The organism is Falsiphaeobacter marinintestinus (assembly GCF_007923355.1).
Classification (GTDB): Bacteria; Pseudomonadota; Alphaproteobacteria; order Rhodobacterales; family Rhodobacteraceae; genus Phaeobacter_A; species Phaeobacter_A marinintestinus.
In genome coordinates this window covers 264,528-281,535 of record NZ_VOGO01000001.1, presented here as the reverse complement: position 1 = coordinate 281,535, position 17,008 = coordinate 264,528, and the positions used below count along the sequence as shown (strand labels likewise).

The 17,008-nt window shown below is 58.2% G+C and carries 14 protein-coding genes; 7 read left to right on the top strand and 7 right to left on the bottom strand.

The window, feature by feature from the left end; translation table 11 throughout:
* The first annotated feature begins 70 nt into the window (after positions 1-70).
* From FOY56_RS01315 to FOY56_RS01290, 6 genes are all read left to right on the top strand, one after another.
* On the top strand, positions 71-1,294 hold the full coding sequence (locus FOY56_RS01315; protein ID WP_146343986.1) for an N-acetylmuramoyl-L-alanine amidase: 1,224 nt from the start codon (positions 71-73) through the stop codon (positions 1,292-1,294).
* Positions 1,295-1,444: 150 nt separating this feature from the next.
* Positions 1,445-4,015, top strand: coding sequence for a penicillin-binding protein 1A (locus tag FOY56_RS01310; protein ID WP_146343985.1), 2,571 nt, complete (start codon positions 1,445-1,447; stop codon positions 4,013-4,015).
* A gap of 5 nt (positions 4,016-4,020) precedes the next feature.
* On the top strand, positions 4,021-4,410 hold the full coding sequence (locus FOY56_RS01305) for a RidA family protein (RefSeq protein ID WP_146344562.1): 390 nt from the start codon (positions 4,021-4,023) through the stop codon (positions 4,408-4,410).
* Positions 4,411-4,497: 87 nt separating this feature from the next.
* On the top strand, positions 4,498-5,619 hold the full coding sequence (gene prfB, locus FOY56_RS01300) for a peptide chain release factor 2 (RefSeq protein WP_146343984.1): 1,122 nt from the start codon (positions 4,498-4,500) through the stop codon (positions 5,617-5,619).
* Positions 5,620-5,754: 135 nt separating this feature from the next.
* The gene (locus FOY56_RS01295) at positions 5,755-7,155 is read left to right on the top strand and encodes an amidase (RefSeq protein ID WP_146343983.1); all 1,401 of its coding nucleotides are present in this window, start codon (positions 5,755-5,757) and stop codon (positions 7,153-7,155) included.
* Between the two features lie 27 nt (positions 7,156-7,182).
* Positions 7,183-7,980 carry a DUF2189 domain-containing protein gene (locus FOY56_RS01290; RefSeq protein WP_146343982.1) on the top strand — a complete coding sequence of 266 codons (798 nt, stop codon included), beginning with the start codon at positions 7,183-7,185 and terminating at the stop codon, positions 7,978-7,980.
* 3 nt (positions 7,981-7,983) lie between these two features.
* Here FOY56_RS01290 and FOY56_RS01285 read toward each other — a convergent pair whose 3' ends face one another.
* From FOY56_RS01285 to FOY56_RS01275, 3 genes are all read right to left on the bottom strand, one after another.
* Positions 7,984-8,196 carry a hypothetical protein gene (locus FOY56_RS01285; RefSeq protein ID WP_146343981.1) on the bottom strand — a complete coding sequence of 71 codons (213 nt, stop codon included), beginning with the start codon at positions 8,194-8,196 and terminating at the stop codon, positions 7,984-7,986.
* Positions 8,193-9,353, bottom strand: a complete 1,161-nt coding sequence (locus tag FOY56_RS01280) for an aromatic ring-hydroxylating oxygenase subunit alpha (protein WP_146343980.1) — start codon at positions 9,351-9,353, stop codon at positions 8,193-8,195. Before FOY56_RS01280 ends, FOY56_RS01285 begins: the two co-directional genes overlap by 4 nt.
* 103 nt (positions 9,354-9,456) lie before the next feature.
* Complete coding sequence (locus FOY56_RS01275; protein WP_246139384.1) at positions 9,457-10,269, bottom strand: helix-turn-helix domain-containing protein; 813 nt, start codon at positions 10,267-10,269, stop codon at positions 9,457-9,459.
* Between the two features lie 226 nt (positions 10,270-10,495).
* On the opposite strand from FOY56_RS01275, the gene FOY56_RS01270 reads away from it, so the two are divergent.
* Positions 10,496-10,861, top strand: coding sequence for a hypothetical protein (locus FOY56_RS01270; protein WP_146343979.1), 366 nt, complete (start codon positions 10,496-10,498; stop codon positions 10,859-10,861).
* A 3-nt stretch (positions 10,862-10,864) separates the two neighbouring features.
* Here FOY56_RS01270 and ilvN read toward each other — a convergent pair whose 3' ends face one another.
* The 4 genes from ilvN to FOY56_RS01250 form a co-directional block, all read right to left on the bottom strand.
* On the bottom strand, positions 10,865-11,425 hold the full coding sequence (gene ilvN, locus FOY56_RS01265) for an acetolactate synthase small subunit (RefSeq protein ID WP_146343978.1): 561 nt from the start codon (positions 11,423-11,425) through the stop codon (positions 10,865-10,867).
* Between the two features lie 55 nt (positions 11,426-11,480).
* The gene (locus FOY56_RS01260; RefSeq protein WP_146343977.1) at positions 11,481-13,232 is read right to left on the bottom strand and encodes an acetolactate synthase 3 large subunit; all 1,752 of its coding nucleotides are present in this window, start codon (positions 13,230-13,232) and stop codon (positions 11,481-11,483) included.
* Positions 13,233-13,561: 329 nt separating this feature from the next.
* Positions 13,562-14,746, bottom strand: a complete 1,185-nt coding sequence (locus FOY56_RS01255; RefSeq protein WP_222434950.1) for a BamA/TamA family outer membrane protein — start codon at positions 14,744-14,746, stop codon at positions 13,562-13,564.
* Between the two features lie 32 nt (positions 14,747-14,778).
* A complete protein-coding gene (locus FOY56_RS01250) occupies positions 14,779-16,941 on the bottom strand; it encodes a mechanosensitive ion channel family protein (protein ID WP_246139383.1) in 2,163 nt (720 codons plus the stop codon).
* Positions 16,942-17,008 lie beyond the last annotated feature (67 nt).

Genomic DNA, 17,008 nt, shown 5'->3' with positions numbered 1-17,008 from the left:
GTTCCCAAGCGGGGACGGGCAGGGTATCCTGCCCGGCAAAAGAGCCCCAACCCCGGCCGGATATCGAGATATGAGCAGAATACTTGCCTTGTGCATCGCCCTTTGGGCTGTCGCCGTGCCGCCTGTTTGGGCGCAGGAGTTCAGCGGTCTTGCGCGGATCGACGCCGACGACAGCAGCGTGACAGATGCTGGCCGGGAAGATGTGCAGATTGATCTGGGTCTGAGCCAGGGTATCCCGTATCGCCTGTTTATGCTGGACGGTCCGCCGCGTCTGGTTCTGGACTTTCAGGAAGTGGACTGGACCGGCCTGCAGGCGGACGATCTGGATCGTTCAGAGCGCGTTTTGCAAGCACAGTTCGGGGCCTATGTGCCCGGCTGGTCGCGGATGGTGCTGGAACTGGTCGCTCCGATGAAGGTTGAAACGGCCGCTCTGGATATCGATGAGGTAACCGGAGGCGCGCATCTGAGCGTGTCGCTGGTACCAGAAACGCCCGAACTGTTTGCGGCCAATGCAGGCGCGCCGTATGATCCGCGCTGGGATTTGCCCGAACCGGCTTTGATAAAGCGCCCGGTCGCGCGCGGTGATGAGGCGCCGCTGGTCGTGGTGCTGGACCCGGGCCATGGTGGCATTGATCCGGGGGCCGAGCAGGGCGAGATTGCTGAAAAAGACATGATGCTGACCTTCGCGCGCGAATTGCGCGAACTGTTGCTGCGGTCAGACGGGTTTGAAGTGGTGCTGACGCGCGACACGGATAATTTCGTGTCGTTAGAGCGGCGTGTGTCGCTGGCCTATCAGGCCGGAGCGGGGGTGTTTATCTCAATCCATGCGGATTCCTTGTCAGAAGGATTGGCCCACGGTGCGACCGTCTATGTGCTGTCGCGTGATGCGTCGGACGTGGCGAGTGCCAAACTGGCTGAACGTCATGACCGCGAGGAGCTGTTGTCGGGGATGGATCTGAGCGGGACCGATGACGAGGTAACCGGTGTTCTGCTGGACCTTGCTCGGCAGGAAACCCAGCCCCGGACCGAAGCACTGGCCAAGGCATTGGTGGGTGGCATGACCAACACCGGTGGCCCAATGAACCGTCGTCCGATGCGGTCTGCGGCGTTTTCGGTGCTCAAGGCCGCGGACATTCCATCGGTGTTGATCGAGATCGGATTTTTGTCGTCTCCGCGTGACTTCAAGAACCTGCAAAACCCCGAATGGAGGGCGGCGATTGCCCAAGGCATACGCAACGGATTGCAGAATTGGCGCGAAGCGGATGCCGCCAAACGCCCGTTGATCCGGCAATAGCCCAACGGACGCTTTGCAGAATCATCAGGATTTGGCATGACGGCCAAAAGCAGACTGACGCGGTGTAATGGCGGGGTTCTGCCACCGTGCGCTTTGACGGTGGCCAGAGCCGCCCCTATATAGTGGTAGCGCGCGAAAAAAGGCAGCATAGTGATCCGGTTCATCTTATCATTCTTCGGGGCGATCTTCACCCTGATCACACTTGGCCTTGCCATGTTCGTCATCACCGTTGGCGGTGTTTTCTGGATGTATGGCCGCGACCTGCCCAGCCACGAATCGCTGGCCCAGTACAAACCGCCGACGATCAGCCGGATCTATAACGGCGAAGGTCAGTTGATTGACGAATTCGCCCGTGAACGCCGGTTGTTCACACCGGCCTCCGAGATTCCAGATATGGTGAAGCAAGCCTTCATCTCAGCGGAAGACAAGAATTTCTACACCCACCAAGGGTACGATCTGCGTGGTATCGCAGCGGCAGCCATTGATGCCGTCAAATCACGCGGGCGGGACGTGCGTGGTGCTTCGACGATTACCCAGCAGGTGATGAAGAACTTCCTGTTGTCTGGCGATCGAAAGGCCGAGCGCAAGATCAAAGAGATCATTCTGGCCGTGCGGCTGGAACAGACGCTCGACAAGGAACAGATCCTTGAGCTTTACATGAACGAGATCTTCCTGGGCCAGAACTCGTACGGGGTAACGGCTGCGGCGCAGACCTATTTCAACAAAACCTTGGGTGAACTTGCTCCGCATGAGGCTGCGTTCCTGGCATCGCTGCCCAAGGCGCCGTCAGATTTCCACCCGGTGCGCCGGAAAGAACGGCTGCTGTCGCGCCGGAATTTTGTTCTGGAGGAAATGCAGGAAAACGGCTTTATCGATCTGGCTACCTATGAGTACGAGGTCGCGTTGCCTTTACGGTCGGTCCAGAACGGCGATTTCGAAAGCTTCCGCACAGCCCTGCCGTCGCGCGACTACTTTACCGACGAAATTCGCCGCCAGCTGAGTTCGTCTGACAAATATACCGGGCTAAACGGTGAGGATGCGTTTTTCACGGGCGGCTATACCGTTCGCGCGACAATCGACCAGCAAATGCAGGTCGAAGCGGCAGCGGCCCTGCAACGCCAGCTTGAAAAATACGACCGTGGCCGTGGCATTTTTCACGGCGTTCGCGCCCAGATTGATCCTGTTTTGCTGGCCACAGAAGAGGGGTGGCGCGCAGCGCTGGCCGATATCCAGTTGCCAAGGGACGTCCGCCTGAATGGCCAGTGGTATCCTGCGGTGGTGCTGGAGGTTGGCAAGAACGACGCGCGGATCGGTATTGAAAGCGTACCCGAGGATACCGACGGGCATTGGATCCCGGCCAAGGATGCTCAATGGGCGCGCAAGCAAAGAAGCGACGGTTCGTTGGCCAAGAAAGCCCGGGTTGCCGGCGATCTGGTCGAAGTGGGCGACGTGGTGCTGGTGCGACGGATGACCCAGGACGACGATGGGTCGTTTATTCGCTGGACCTTGCGGCAGGTGCCGAAGGTGCAGGGCGGGTTTGTTGCGATGGACGTGAACACGGGCCGCGTGATCGCCATGCAGGGCGGGTTCTCGTATCAGGATTCAGTGTTCAACCGGGCGACACAGGCGCAACGGCAGCCGGGCTCAAGCTTCAAACCGTTTGTATACGCCGCTGCCTTGGACAGCGGGTACAGCCCGGCGACCATCGTCGTAGATGCTCCGATTGAAATCGACACGCCGCAAGGCCTGTGGCGGCCCAAGAACTCGTCCAACAAGTTTTATGGCCCGACCCCGCTGCGCACCGGGATCGAACAGTCGCGAAACCTCATGACGATCCGTCTGGCACAAGAGGTCGGGATGAGCGTCGTGGCGGGGTATGCGGAACGGTTCGGGGTTTATGAAAACCTGGGCGCTTATCTTGCGAACTCGCTTGGGTCGCAGGAAACCACGCTTTACCAGATGGTGTCGGCCTATGCGATGTTTGCCAATGGCGGCGAGCGGGTTGAACCGACACTGGTCGACCGGATTCAGGACCGAACCGGGCACACAATCTATCGCCATGACGAACGCGATTGTGTCGATTGTAGTTCGGCGGCGATTTCGCCCGACAGGGCACCGCGCATTGTGTCAAACCGGTCACGAGTGATGGATCCGATCACGGCGTATCAGCTGACGTCGATGATGAAGGGCGTTGTGGATCGGGGCACAGCCAGTGGGGCGATCAACTTGCCGGTACCGACCGCTGGAAAGACCGGAACAACCAATGAAGCCCGCGATGTCTGGTTCATCGGGTTCACCAGCAACATCGTGGCGGGCTGCTATATCGGGTATGACCGTCCGCGTCCGCTGGGCAAAGGGGCTTATGGGTCATCAATGTGCGGTCCGGTGTTCCAGGAATTCATGCAAAAGGCGGTCAAAAAATACGGCGGCGGACCGTTCGCAGTGCCCGAGGGCGGACATTTCATCAAGATCGACCGCTATACCGGCGCGCGCCTTTCGGATGATGCAAGTGGCAAGAACGTTGTGGCCGAATATTTCCGCGACGGATACGAACCCGTCTTTGGTCGCTCTTTTGATGGTGGTTTTGCCATGGGATCGAACCTGCCGTTGTTCGAAGAAGTCGGATCCGGCGGGCGTGAGGTTACAACGTCAAGCGGGGGTACGGCTGTTGTGGGCCCCAAGGCCAACTTCGGCACGGTTAGCTCTGGCGGGCTGTATTGACAGGTATGGGCGGCACCCCGATCATCCCCAAAGCGTTGCAGGGCAATGGGGCGCAGCTAAATCTGTCACCCGGTATCATTTCGGGTGACCACGTGTTTCTGACGGGGATGACGGGCAGCCTAGCTGACGGCAGCGTGCCAGAAGACCCGGCCACCCAGTTCCGCCGCGCGTTTGCAAAGATCGGTGCGGTTTTGGATGAGGCAGGTTTGGATCTTGGCGCGGTGGTCGAAATGACCAGCTATCACGTCGGTCTACACGACCACTTCGACGTTTTTGATGCCGTGCGGCTTGAGGTTCTGAGCCATCCCTATCCGGCCTGGACTGCGGTCGAGGTCGCCGGGTTGCGGCGACCCGGGGCGTTGGTGGAAATTCGTGCGATTGCCCGGTTAGCCTGACCGCTTTTCAAAGCGCCACTGCTTGCCGCGCCGCAACGGCTGGTTTATCACCTGCATTCAACGTTTCTCTAACAGTCAGGAAGCCCCATGCGCGCCGAGACGCAGAACATCGTGGCCGATATCGAAAAGTCGCTCGTGCTGCTGGCACAGCGGATGGATTACGATACAGCGGCGCACCGGCTCGAAGAATTCAACGCGATGGTCGAGGACCCGGACCTTTGGAACGATCCGGCCAAGGCGCAAAAGCTGATGCGCGACCGGCAGATGCTGGTTGATGCGATGGCGACCTATACGGGAATCCAGCAGGATCTGAGCGACAATGTCGAACTGATCGAACTGGGCGAGATGGAAGAAGACGAAGAAGTCATCGCCGATGCCGAAGAGGCGCTGGCCGCGTTGAAAGATGTGGCTGCCAAGAAAGAACTTGAGGCGCTGTTGAACGGCGAAACAGATGCGAATGACGCGTTCCTTGAGATCAAGTCTGGCGCTGGCGGGACCGAAGCGTGCGACTGGGCGTCGATGCTGGCGCGGATGTATGTCCGTTGGGCCGAAAGCCGGGGTTTCGAAGTCGAACTGCAGGAAGAGCAGCCCGGGACCGAAGCGGGGATCAAATCGGCCACCTATCAGATCAAGGGGCACAACGCCTATGGCTGGCTGAAGTCCGAAAGCGGCACGCACCGGCTGGTGCGGATTTCTCCGTTTGGCAAAGGCACGCGTGAAACGTCTTTCGCAGCTGTCGGGGCCTATCCGGTGATCGATGACAATATCGAGATCGACGTGAACCCGGCCGACATCCGTATCGATACCTACCGGTCGTCTGGCGCGGGCGGGCAGCACGTGAACACGACGGATTCGGCTGTTCGGATCACCCACCATCCGACCGGGATTGTGGTGACCAGCTCGGAAAAATCGCAACATCAGAACCGCGACATTGCCATGAAGGCGCTGAAATCGCGGCTGTATCAGCTGGAGCTTGACCGTCGCAACGCCGAGGTCAATGCCCTGCACGAAGCCAAGGGGGATGCGGGTTGGGGCAACCAGATCCGGTCGTATGTCTTGCAGCCGTACCAGATGGTCAAGGATCTGCGCACCAACTTTGAAACCGCCGATACCAAGGGCGTTCTGGACGGGGATCTGGATGGTTTTATGGCGGCGACTTTGGCGATGAACGTGGCGGGCAAAAGCCGCGCCGACGCGCAGGGAGATTGATCTGTACAGGGGCGTTGAGGCGCCTCTGACGGCAAAGCTGATCTCTTTGATTTCAAACATGTCTTTCATCTGTGGGTTTTCTTGAGCAAACGCAGGCCCTAGGCTCTTGCACAAGTGCCTGAGGAAAGACGGTTCATGACTCTTACACACCGATCCGCCACCGACCTGACGCGGCAACTTGCGTCCGGGCAGGTGCGGGCGACGGACCTGATGGAAGCGACGCTGGACCGTATTGATACGGTCAACCCGTCGGTGAATGCCATCGTCGGACAACGTCCACGCGATGTTCTGATGGCCGAGGCGCGGGCGGCCGATGCGCGCGATTCAGTCGGGCCGCTGCATGGCCTTCCTATCGCGATCAAGGATCTGGTCGAGGTCGCGGGCGTGGTGTCGACCCATGGTTCACCCCTATACGCCCAGCATATCCCCGAGAAGGACGACCTGATCGCGGCGCGGTTACGTGCGGCGGGGGCGATCATTATTGGCAAGACCAACGTGCCTGAATTCGGGCTGGGATCGCATACGTTCAACCCGGTCTATGGCGCAACGGGAAATCCCTATGCGCCGACGTTGACCTGTGGCGGGTCGTCGGGTGGAGCGGCGGTGGCATTGGCGACCGGTATGACCGCGCTGGCGGATGGGTCCGACATGATGGGATCGCTGCGCAACCCGGCGGGGTGGAACAATGTCTATGGTTTCCGGCCCAGTTTCGGCGTGGTGCCGACTGATCCCGAAGGCGATACGTTTCTGCATCAACTCGCCACGCTTGGCCCTATGGCGCGCAGCCCCGAGGACATTGCGTTGCTGCTGGATGTGATTGGGGGCCCTGATCCACGTCAGCCGCATAATCTGGATATTGGGGCCGTGTCGCCTTTGGCAGTGTCTGACCCACGCGGGAAGCGGATTGGGTGGCTGGGCGATTGGGGCGGCGCGTTCCCGATGGAAGACGGGGTTCTGGCGACCTGCGAAACGGCTTTGGAAGTGTTCGAGGATCTGGGATGCATCGTCGACTCCGTAGCGCCGCCGTTCCCGGCGGAAAGACTGTGGGATAGCTGGATTACACTGAGGTCCTGGCAAGTCGGGGCAGGCTATGCTGACATGCTGGATCAGCGTGACAAGCTGAAAGACACGGCGATCTGGGAGATTGAGCGCGGGCTGGCGCTAAGCGCTATGGACGTGCATCGCGCCAGCGTGATCCGTTCAGAGTGGTACCGGCGGGCGGCCAGCCTGTTCGACCGGTATGACGCCTTGGTGCTGCCATCGGCACAGGTCTGGCCGTTTTCGCGCGATATTGCCTGGCCAACCGAGATCGCGGGGCGACAGATGGATACCTATCACCGTTGGATGGAAGTCGTGGTGCCAGTCAGCCTGATCGGGTTGCCGTGCCTGAGTGCGCCTGCCGGTTTCGGACAGGCGGGATTGCCGATGGGCATCCAGATGTTCGGACGGCGGGGCAGGGACAGGGCACTGTTGGAAATGGGGGCGGCGTATCATGCCGCGACAGAGTGGCCACAGAAAAGGCCTGCTATGTCATGATGGCAAAAAGGGAGGAGAACGAGGGATATGGATAAAGCACATGGGGTGCCCGAACTTGGCCCCGTCACTGCGGATACGATCCGCGAGGCGTTGCGGTTGGGGTGGCAGGACTTTATGGCGGCGCCGATTTACGGACTGGTCTTCGCCGGGTTTTATGTGCTGGCCGGTTGGGCAATGACATGGCTGACACTGAGCACCGGTACGACCTTTTGGCTGGTTCTGGCGGCCATCGGCTTTCCGTTGATCGGGCCGTTTGCGGCAACCGGGCTTTATGAGGTGTCACACCGGCTGGATATTGGTGAGCCCCTGAAGTTTGGTGAAATCGTTGGCGTGGTCTGGTATCAGGGGCGTCGGCAGTTGCCGTCTCTTTGCGCCATCATCATCGTTGTCTTTCTGTTCTGGTTCTTTATCGGACATATGATCTTTGCCCTGTTTCTGGGGCTGGCAACGATGACAAACATCTCAAGCTCGTTCGACGTGTTCCTGTCTCTGAACGGGGTTATCATGTTGCTGTTCGGCTCCGCGCTTGGCGCAGCGTTTGCCTTGTTGCTGTACATGATCACCGTGCTGGCGATGCCTTTGTTGCTGGATCGTGAGCTGGATTTCGTGACCGCGATGATCACCAGCTTTCAGTATGTCTTGCAGCACCCGCTGCCGATGCTGGGCTGGGCGATTTTCATTGCAGTTGCGACGTTTGCCGCAATGGTGCCGTTCTTTCTGGGGCTGCTCGTGGTTCTGCCGCTGTTGGGGCATGCCAGTTGGCATGTGTATCGGCTGATCAAATCTGAAGGGGCCGCTCCCGGTGCGGAAGCGCAGCCGGGCTGACGCTCAGGCTTCGCGCCCGTTTGCCACCAGCCAATTCCGCAGATCCTGCAGGCGCGCATCGTTTGTGTCGAGGGCGAAGACATAGGCTTGGGTCATGAAAAACCCGGCGGCGTTCTGGTCTTTGGCCTGGTTCGCCGCCTGCATGTACAGTGTGACGAGCGCCGCAGTATCCCCGCGGTCGTGCGCTTCAAGCAGGCGGCTGTTCAGGTCGCTCATTCAGCGGCCTTGGCCATCGCGCGATGGGTTTCGACCTGGCCCGCGACCCAGTCGTGAAACAGGTGAGTCGGGCCGTCCATGACCGGAGAGAACCGCCCGCCATCAAACCCGGGGGCCGCCCGCCCGCGCTGCATGCCTTCGACGACAAACACGTCTTCTTCGAACACGTCACGCCATTGCGTCGTGTTGCGGGCGCGCAGTTCTGCATCGGTATCGGAGGTTGGGTACAGCAGATGGACCTTTTCGACAGTTTTCCCGGGGCCTTCCGGGGTCAGCAGAATTGCAAAAGCGTGATCGCGGTGCACGCCGAGCAAAACGTTGGGGTAGAGCGCGATGTATTCCGCAGCGGTGTCCCACTTATCGCTGAGTCCTTCGAAGTCCGGAAATGTTGCGTCGTCATCGCCTTTAAGCTGGCGGTACACGTGGGTGCCCTGCCCAGAATAGGCCCCGGGTTTTTCAATGTGATAGTGATCTTCCAACCGGGAATAGCTGTTCAATCCGGGGTGGACCCACGGCAGGTGATAGCTTTCACAATAGTTTTCGACCGCGAGCTTCCAGTTGCAATCGACGCTCAGATGGAACGCGCTGTCGGCGCCACCGTGATACAGTGGTTTTTCAAACTCTTTCCAGCGACCCAATAGATCGGCGTGCGCCTCTTCAAACGGGGCAGCGTCACCCGAGATGTTGATCCAGACGACCCCGAACCAGATATGGCTGCGCACTTCGATCAGTCCCAAAAGGCTGCGATCGATGCCGTCATGGGTGTTCTGCCCGGGTCCGCCCACATGCGGCGTGCTGACAAGACGGCCATCGGTGCCATAACACCAGCTGTGATAGGGGCAGCGAATGGCCCCTTCGATCTTGCGGGGTTCTTCGACCAGAATCATACCGCGATGGCGACATATGTTTTGAAACACCCGCACCTGACCTTCTCGGTCGCGCACCAGAAGCAGGGGCATGCCAGCAAAGCTGAGCGGAACCGCATCGCCGGGTTCAGCCACATCCGCCGAGACGGCCAGCCCGGCCCAGTTGCGCGCCAGAAGGGCCTGCGCCTCTTCCTCGTATATCGATGGATCGGTGTAGTGGGCATTGGGCAGACCATTGGCCTGATCAATCGGGCGGCGGACAAAAGACAGATCGGTGTCGGGGATTGGCATCGTGGTTCTCCTTGGATCTGCGCTGATCCTGAAGGAGCATTCGCCGCCCTGTCTTATCTCATGGCGACACCAGTTTTCTCAAGGCGACATCCAAGGCCCGGGATTAGCGGAAGGGGTCGTCGATTTGAAGCAGACGCCGTGGAAAGGGCATCAGGTCGTCTTCGGTTTGGAAACCGGCACCGCGTGCTGCGGAAAACACCTTGCTCCGGTCATTGCCGAGATGCTCATAGACCATGCGGGTGGCGCGTGTACCGCTCGGGCTTTCGCGGACTGTCCGGGTGACATAACCGACCCAGAAATTGTTTTCGAACGAGGCGACGCGCGACAGGTAGTTGAAAGAACAGGTCATCGCCTTTCGGCGTGAGATCAGCATGGCAATGCCGTCTTCCTGCTGGGTCACATACCCTCGGAATTCGCGCGATGTCGGATCGACCGGCAGGTTTTGCTGGCGCATGGCATCTTTTGCTTCGAACCCGCGGACATAGGTCTGCCCAGACTTGCGAAACACAAAGACCAGCCCCGAGACGAACTGAGTGTCATTGATGAAACTGCGGCGGGTGAAACGGTAGAAGCCGCTTGGAAACATTTGATCGGAGACATTTTTGACGCCGACGCCAAGAAAATCGCCCAGAAACGGTCCGTTCAGAACCTGACCGCCATGCGACAGTACTTCTACCGGGTCCAGAAGGATTCTGGCATCGACCTTGAAGAAGGTACAGATACGTTCAAGTACATCGGGCCGGGGAAAGCTTTCGCCCGAAAGGTAGCGGTTGAATTGTGTCCGGTTGATGCCAAGTTGCCGCGATAACTCCGAGACCGAGGGGTATTTTCTGGACAGGGTGCGCAGATTTGTTCCGAACATGTTGCGCAGTTCAGCGGGTGATCGGTTGGTTTTGGACATTTTGGAGCCACGCATGTCTGTTCTTTGTATATTATTGGACCAACTTGGGTGAACCTCGAAGGCCGGATGTCAGTCTTTTGTATTCACTGCTGCTGCTATGTAGCGTCAACAGTGACGCCAAATGAGATCAGAACCCTATCGATTCGGACACAAAAAGCAAGAGTGCGACGCCTAATTAACCATGTCTGAATGACGTGAATTGGCTCACAGTTTTAAGGAACTGGGAATACGGGACGGGATGATGTTTGGCGTAGTACTTTGGAGCGACCCACAAGAGCAAAAAGCCGTAATCTGGTGTGAAGACCATGGTGATCTTGCGTTTTACCGTCAGCCTGATGATGGAGAGCAGGTTACCCTGGACGCCGGCGACTGGGTCCAGTTCGAGATGACCATGGACCGGCAGATGCGCCATGTGCACAATCCGCGCCTTGTTGCTGAAGGCCTGTTTCCGGAAATCGCGAATGCCCTGCCGCAATCGGGACACGGACAAAATCTTCCTGACGCGATCAGACCGCAAACCCGGCAATCTGCCGAAATCGTTCCGTTCCGGCGGCCCGGGCAGGCGTCGCACCATATAACAAACGGTGCGACGGCGCATCAGGCCTAACGATCAGTCGCCGCGCAACAGGGCGGCGACGCCGGTTCTGGCGATCTCGGCCAGACCCAAAGGACGCATGAGATCGGCGAATGCGTCGATCTTTTCGGGCGCCCCGGTGATTTCAAACACAAAGCTGTTCAGCGTGCTGTCGACGACATTGGCCCGGAAGATATCCGCAAGACGCAGTGCCTCGACGCGTTTGTCGCCCTGACCCACAATTTTCATGATCGCCAGTTCGCGTTCGACCGACGGCCCTTCGACCGTCAGATCGTGAACTTCGTGAACGACGACGATTCGGCCCAGCTGAGCTTTGATCTGTTCGATCACCTGAGGCGTGCCCTTGGTGACGATTGTGATTCGGCTGAGGTGGCCAGTGTGATCGACTTCGGCGACCGTCAGGCTTTCGATGTTATAGCCGCGTCCGGCAAACAGGCCGATGACGCGGGCCAGAACGCCGGGTTCGTTTTCGACCAGAACAGCCAATGTATGGCGTTCGGACACGTCCGAGAAGGTGGGCCGCAGATTATAGGCCGAGTGCTTGGACGTGCCTTTCTTGATGTGTAGGGCAGACATGTTTGTCACTTTCCTCTGAATTTCAGGACCAACAGTTTCGTTGAAACTGTTGAGGTCACACCAGGACCGAGCCTTTGGAATCGATTACACCTTGGGTATCGGCTTCGCCCAGAAGCATTTCGTTATGGGCTTTGCCGGACGGGATCATCGGGAAGCAGTTTTCATGCTTTTCGACAAGACAGTCGAACAGAACCGGCCCGTCATAGTTGATCATTTCCATGATCGCATCGTCCAGATCAGCCGGGTTGTCGCAATATATCCCCTTAGCCCCAAAAGCTTCGGCCAGCTTGACGAAATCAGGCAACGCTTCGGACCAGCTTTGCGAATAGCGTTCACCATGCAGCAACTCCTGCCACTGGCGGACCATGCCAAGGCGTTCGTTGTTCAGGATGAACTGCTTGACGGGCAGGCGGAATTGCACGGCGGTGCCGAGTTCCTGCATGTTCATCAGCCAGGAGGCTTCGCCAGCCACGTTGATCACAAGGCTGTCGGGATGCGCCAGCTGAACGCCGATTGATGCCGGGAAGCCATAGCCCATAGTCCCAAGGCCGCCCGAGGTCATCCAGCGGTTGGGGTCTTCAAAGTTCAGGAACTGGGCGGCCCACATCTGATGTTGGCCAACTTCGGTACAGATGTATCGGTCGTGCTTTTTGGTCAGTTCTTCAAGGCGTTGCAGCGCATATTGCGGCTTGATGGTCGTCTCGCTGTTGGCATAAGCCAGACAATTCACCTTGCGCCAGTCGTCGACCTGACGGCGCCAGCTTGCAACAGCTTCGGTTTCAGTCTTGCGACCGCGTGACTTCCAGACCTTAAGGATGTCTTCCAGAACATGGCCCACATCGCCGACAATCGGAATGTCAGCCTTGATCACCTTGTTGATCGAGCTGGGATCAATGTCGATGTGCGCTTTGATCGAGTTCGGGCTGAATGCATCGATGCGTCCCGTGATGCGGTCATCGAACCGTGCGCCGATGCAGATCATAAGATCACAATCATGCATGGCCAGATTGGCCTCATACAGACCGTGCATTCCCAGCATACCAAGCCAGTGTTTGCCCGATGCCGGATAGGCACCAAGCCCCATAAGGGTCGAGGTGATCGGGAACCCGGTGGCCTCCACCAGCTCGCGCAACAGCTGGCTGGCTGCAGGGCCGGAATTGATCACGCCGCCGCCGGTATAGAAAACCGGTTTCTTGGCATTTTCGATGGCCGCGACCAGCTCGGTAATCTCCTCCATATCGCCTTTGACCATGGGTTGGTAATGCGACGTCGACGGTTTTGGCGGCGTATAGGTGCCATTGGCGAATTGCACGTCCTTGGGGATGTCGACCAGAACAGGGCCCGGGCGGCCCGCTGTCGCGACATGAAACGCTTCGTGGATCGTATCGGCCAGCGCGTCGGTTTCTTTCACCAGCCAGTTGTGCTTGGTGCAGGGCCGGGTGATGCCAACTGTGTCGGCTTCCTGAAATGCGTCAGAGCCGATCATGAAGGTCGGCACCTGTCCGGTCAGAACCACGATCGGGATCGAATCCATCAGTGCGTCGGTCAATCCGGTTACGGCATTCGTGGCACCGGGGCCCGAAGTCACAAGGCACACACCGGGCTTGCCGGTTGACCGCGCATAACCTTCGGCGGCATGAACCGCGCCCTGTTCGTGACGGACCAGGATGTGACGAATGTCGTTTTGCAGGAAAATCTCATCATAAATCGGCAGGACAGCGCCGCCGGGATAGCCGAATACCGTGTCCACACCCTGATCCTTCAGGGCCTGAACCACCATTTTTGCTCCGGTCATTTCACGTGTCATCTGCATTGCTCCATCCGCGACATCGCTGTTCGTTTCAGCATAAAAAAAGCCCCCGAAACTTCGGAGGCGCATGGGTCGAAATATGGTTTACCGTTACCGGCCCATGCGCGTGGTTCCTACGATTACGACTAGTGTGATCATGGTCACCTGCTCCTTAATGCTTGGCGGGGACATTATGGCTGGTGGCAAGGGTCGTCAACTGCGAATTGGCATAAATTTCTGTCTCTGAGTGGCGAAATTTGGAAATTATGTTGCGTCAAACGCGGGGTGTGACGAAATATCCGGGAAATCCAGGTCGATTCGCAGCGGGTTTTGGGGGAGTCGCGGGGTCAGAAACGTTGCCCGACATAGATATAGAGAAGGCCGTCGCCCAGATCATTGCGTGCATAGTCGACCGAAAAGTCGACCGGAAATTTCTTTGAGACGCGATAGCGCAGGCCCAGGCCGCCGGCGCTATGTGCGCCACCGGTTGTCAGCTGATCGACTGTCGGACCCACAAAACCTGTTCCGGCAAAGGCGACGACTCCGAAGCGATCAGTCAAACGTTGGCGGAATTCTAGTTGGAGCGAAACTGATCGCGTGTCGAGAAACTGGGTCATGTTGAAGCCGCGAAAGCTGTCCGTACTGCCCAGCGAGCATTTTTCGAAGAACGGTGTGCTGTTGGCTGTGGCGCAGAGGGCGGTGCGGGCGGCGAGCACGCTGTTGGGACCAAAGGACCGGTAGTAGTCGAACAGAACGCTTGAGGTGTAATAGTCGCGGGATCCGCCAAGGACCGTGCCCTGATTGGCTTCGAATCCGAGATGGAAGCCCGATGTTGGATAATCGCTGTTATCGCGTGTGTCCCAGTTGGCGATAAAGCCCAGCTTCAGCAGTTCAAGGCCGAGGTCGGGTTGCAGGGCAGGGGGCAAGGGGGGGAGGTTGGCGAATTCGGGTTTAACGCTGGTATTGAGATACTGGACCTGCCCTCCGAACGACAGGTCAGAGCTTACCCCATAGGCAAGGCTGATCCGTCCCAGTACACCATCCTGTCGGATCGGAATTTTCGAGGTGGTTCCCGGTAAAAACAGATCATAGTGAATGTCGGCTTCGCCAATGAAGCTGTTGAGCAGCCAACGATTGTCATCCAGAGCAAGGTTGAACATTAACCCATAGGCCTGGCTTCCATTGTCGGATCGCAATCCGCCAACCCCGATCATCGAGGTGTTGGCCTCGGGCGTGGTTTTGAACAGGTATGCGCCACCCAGGGCCAAGCCGGACCCGATCATTGGGCTGGAAAACGGGATCGGGGCCAATACGAAAGACCCTCTGCGGAAGCCGATGACGCTGTCTTCGTTCACGCGGCGCAGGTCTTCGACTTGATCTTCGATATTCGTGTGGGCTTGTGAGTGACCGGGGGCCGGACACAGGGTCAGGCCAATCATTGTGGTCAGCAGATACGCCAAACTGCGCAAGTTTTCCCCGGCCCGCACGATGGCGCGGGCCGGGGGGAAGAGGTTTGCAAGCGTTGGCGTCACGGTGTCGCTCAATCTGGTCCGGAGGACAGGCGTCAGCTTTCCTGGTTTTTCTGGATCTCGGCTTGCACCGCACCTGCCGCTGCTGCGGCGAGGGCCGCTTTTTCCGCATCGTTCGGGTGTTCGTCATCCATGTCCGGCATTGCGACGCGCACCTCACGGCGGGCAAAATCGATTCCGGCTGCATTGAACTCAGATTTCACACGGTTGTAGATCTCTTTGCGGATCGTGAACTGGGTGCCGGGTTTTGCCATGAACTTGCCGCGGATCACCATGCCCACATCGTCGAAATCGAAAACACCTTGGCTTTTGAACGGTTCAAGAAAGTCATCCTTGTACAACGGATCCGACTGCATCTCGGCACCGATCTTTTTGAAGATCTTCTTGATCTTGTTCGGGTCAGTATCGAAGGGCACGGTGAATTTCAGCTTCATGATCACCCAGTCGCGGCTGTAATTGGTGAGTTTCGGAATCTCGCCATAGGGAATTGTGTGGACCGGGCCGCGATGGTGACGCAGTTGCATCGAGCGGATCGAGATTTTTTCGACCGAGCCAGCGGTGCCGCCGTCCACTTCGACATATTCGCCCACTCGGAACGCATCATCGACCAGAAAGAAGATGCCTGACACAACGTCAGTCACCAGCTTCTGCGCACCGAAACCAATCGCCAGACCAAGAATACCGGCGCCCGCCAGAAGCGGAGTGATATCAACCCCCAGTGAACCAATCGCCAGAAGGCCGAAGATGACCACGACTGCGGTCTGAGCTGTGATCCGGAGCAATGGCAGGACGGTGGCAAGGCGCGACCCTCCGGCACCGCCACCTTCGCCCGCAGCTTGATCATCGGACTGCGTGATCGAGGTCTGTTCCCGGGCCAGACGGCGGTTCATGTAAAGGCCGATCACCTCGTACACGATAAAGCCGATTGCCGCGAGCCAGATGAACTCGATTACATTGCTGGCAAAGCGATCACCGACACCAGCGGCCGCCAGATTGCGCAGGTCGAAGTTCCAGGCATTGGCGATCAGGATGACGACGATACCAATGGCAAACACGCGCCCGATATTGATATAGCTGCGCTTGGTCGATCTGTAGGCAGCCTCGGCGACAAGGCCTTCTCCGATGATAGGAGGCTGCAAGTGACGCACCAGACCCCGGATCAGAGTGTCGATGGCCGGGGCCATCAGCAGCCAGAACATGGTGGTGAAGTGGGCACCTGCCCCCAACAGTCTCAACACCTGCGGATCGCGGACTGCCGAGATGATTTCGACGATGAACCACACCACGACCGCCACGCCGACGGCGAAATAGGGATACCCGCGGGCGATCCATTCATCAAAGTCTGTCCGATCCGGATCAGTGCCACGCATCATGTCGCTCAGTCCTTCGCGGGCGGTCCAGGCGATGATGGCGATATAGATATGGATAGACGTGTTCAGCCAGAACCCGATGCGACTTTCGCTCATCGACACACCACTGAGTGCGTTGAACTTCACAATGAAAAGGGTGAAGCCAATCAACAGAAACAGGCCGATCAGGTTGCGATAGAGATACTTGGCCCATTTATCGTTGACATTGACCAGACGCAGGTCTTCGCGGTTCGGGGCAAGCACGAAACGGGACAGGGCGGCGCCAAGACGCGGAACCCAGATCAGGTAGAAAACGAACGGGCCAGCATAAGCCAGTTGATCGACATCAAGCAGACGGCGCCCGATCGTGATCAAGACAATATAGAAGACCACCAACCCAAGGAGTTCGCGGCAGAAGCGCCAGAACAGAAAACGAGCAGCGCCCCACAGGTCGTCATGCCCGCCGGTCGGTTCTTTTTGCCATTGGCGGGTAAGATAGGTTGCGCCTCGTTCTGCGGCAAACCCAAGTGCCAAAGCAAGGAAGGTAAAGCCGAACAGTGACAACAGGCCCGGCCCGCCGAACTGTGATGCAAAATTGGAGATGGCTTTGGCTTCGCTTACAAAGACCATCGGTAGTTTTTTGAAAGCATCCACCCAGGAGGCAACCAACTTCGTTCCGATGGTCTGCAGTTTTACGAACCCGCTGGGTTCTGCCGCAGCCGCTTGGGCCTGTTGTTGGGCAACAGCGTCCAGCCGATCCAGCAACAACGTGCGCACCTGATCATCCGACATCTGAGCGACCATGGCGTTGATGGCGTCAGGTGTCAGTGGATCCGGAAGCTCTGGCATCGTTTCGGAGGTTCCAGATGAGGTGGAAATCGGAACTTGCGCCATTGCGGGCGCGCTCAGCAGGGCA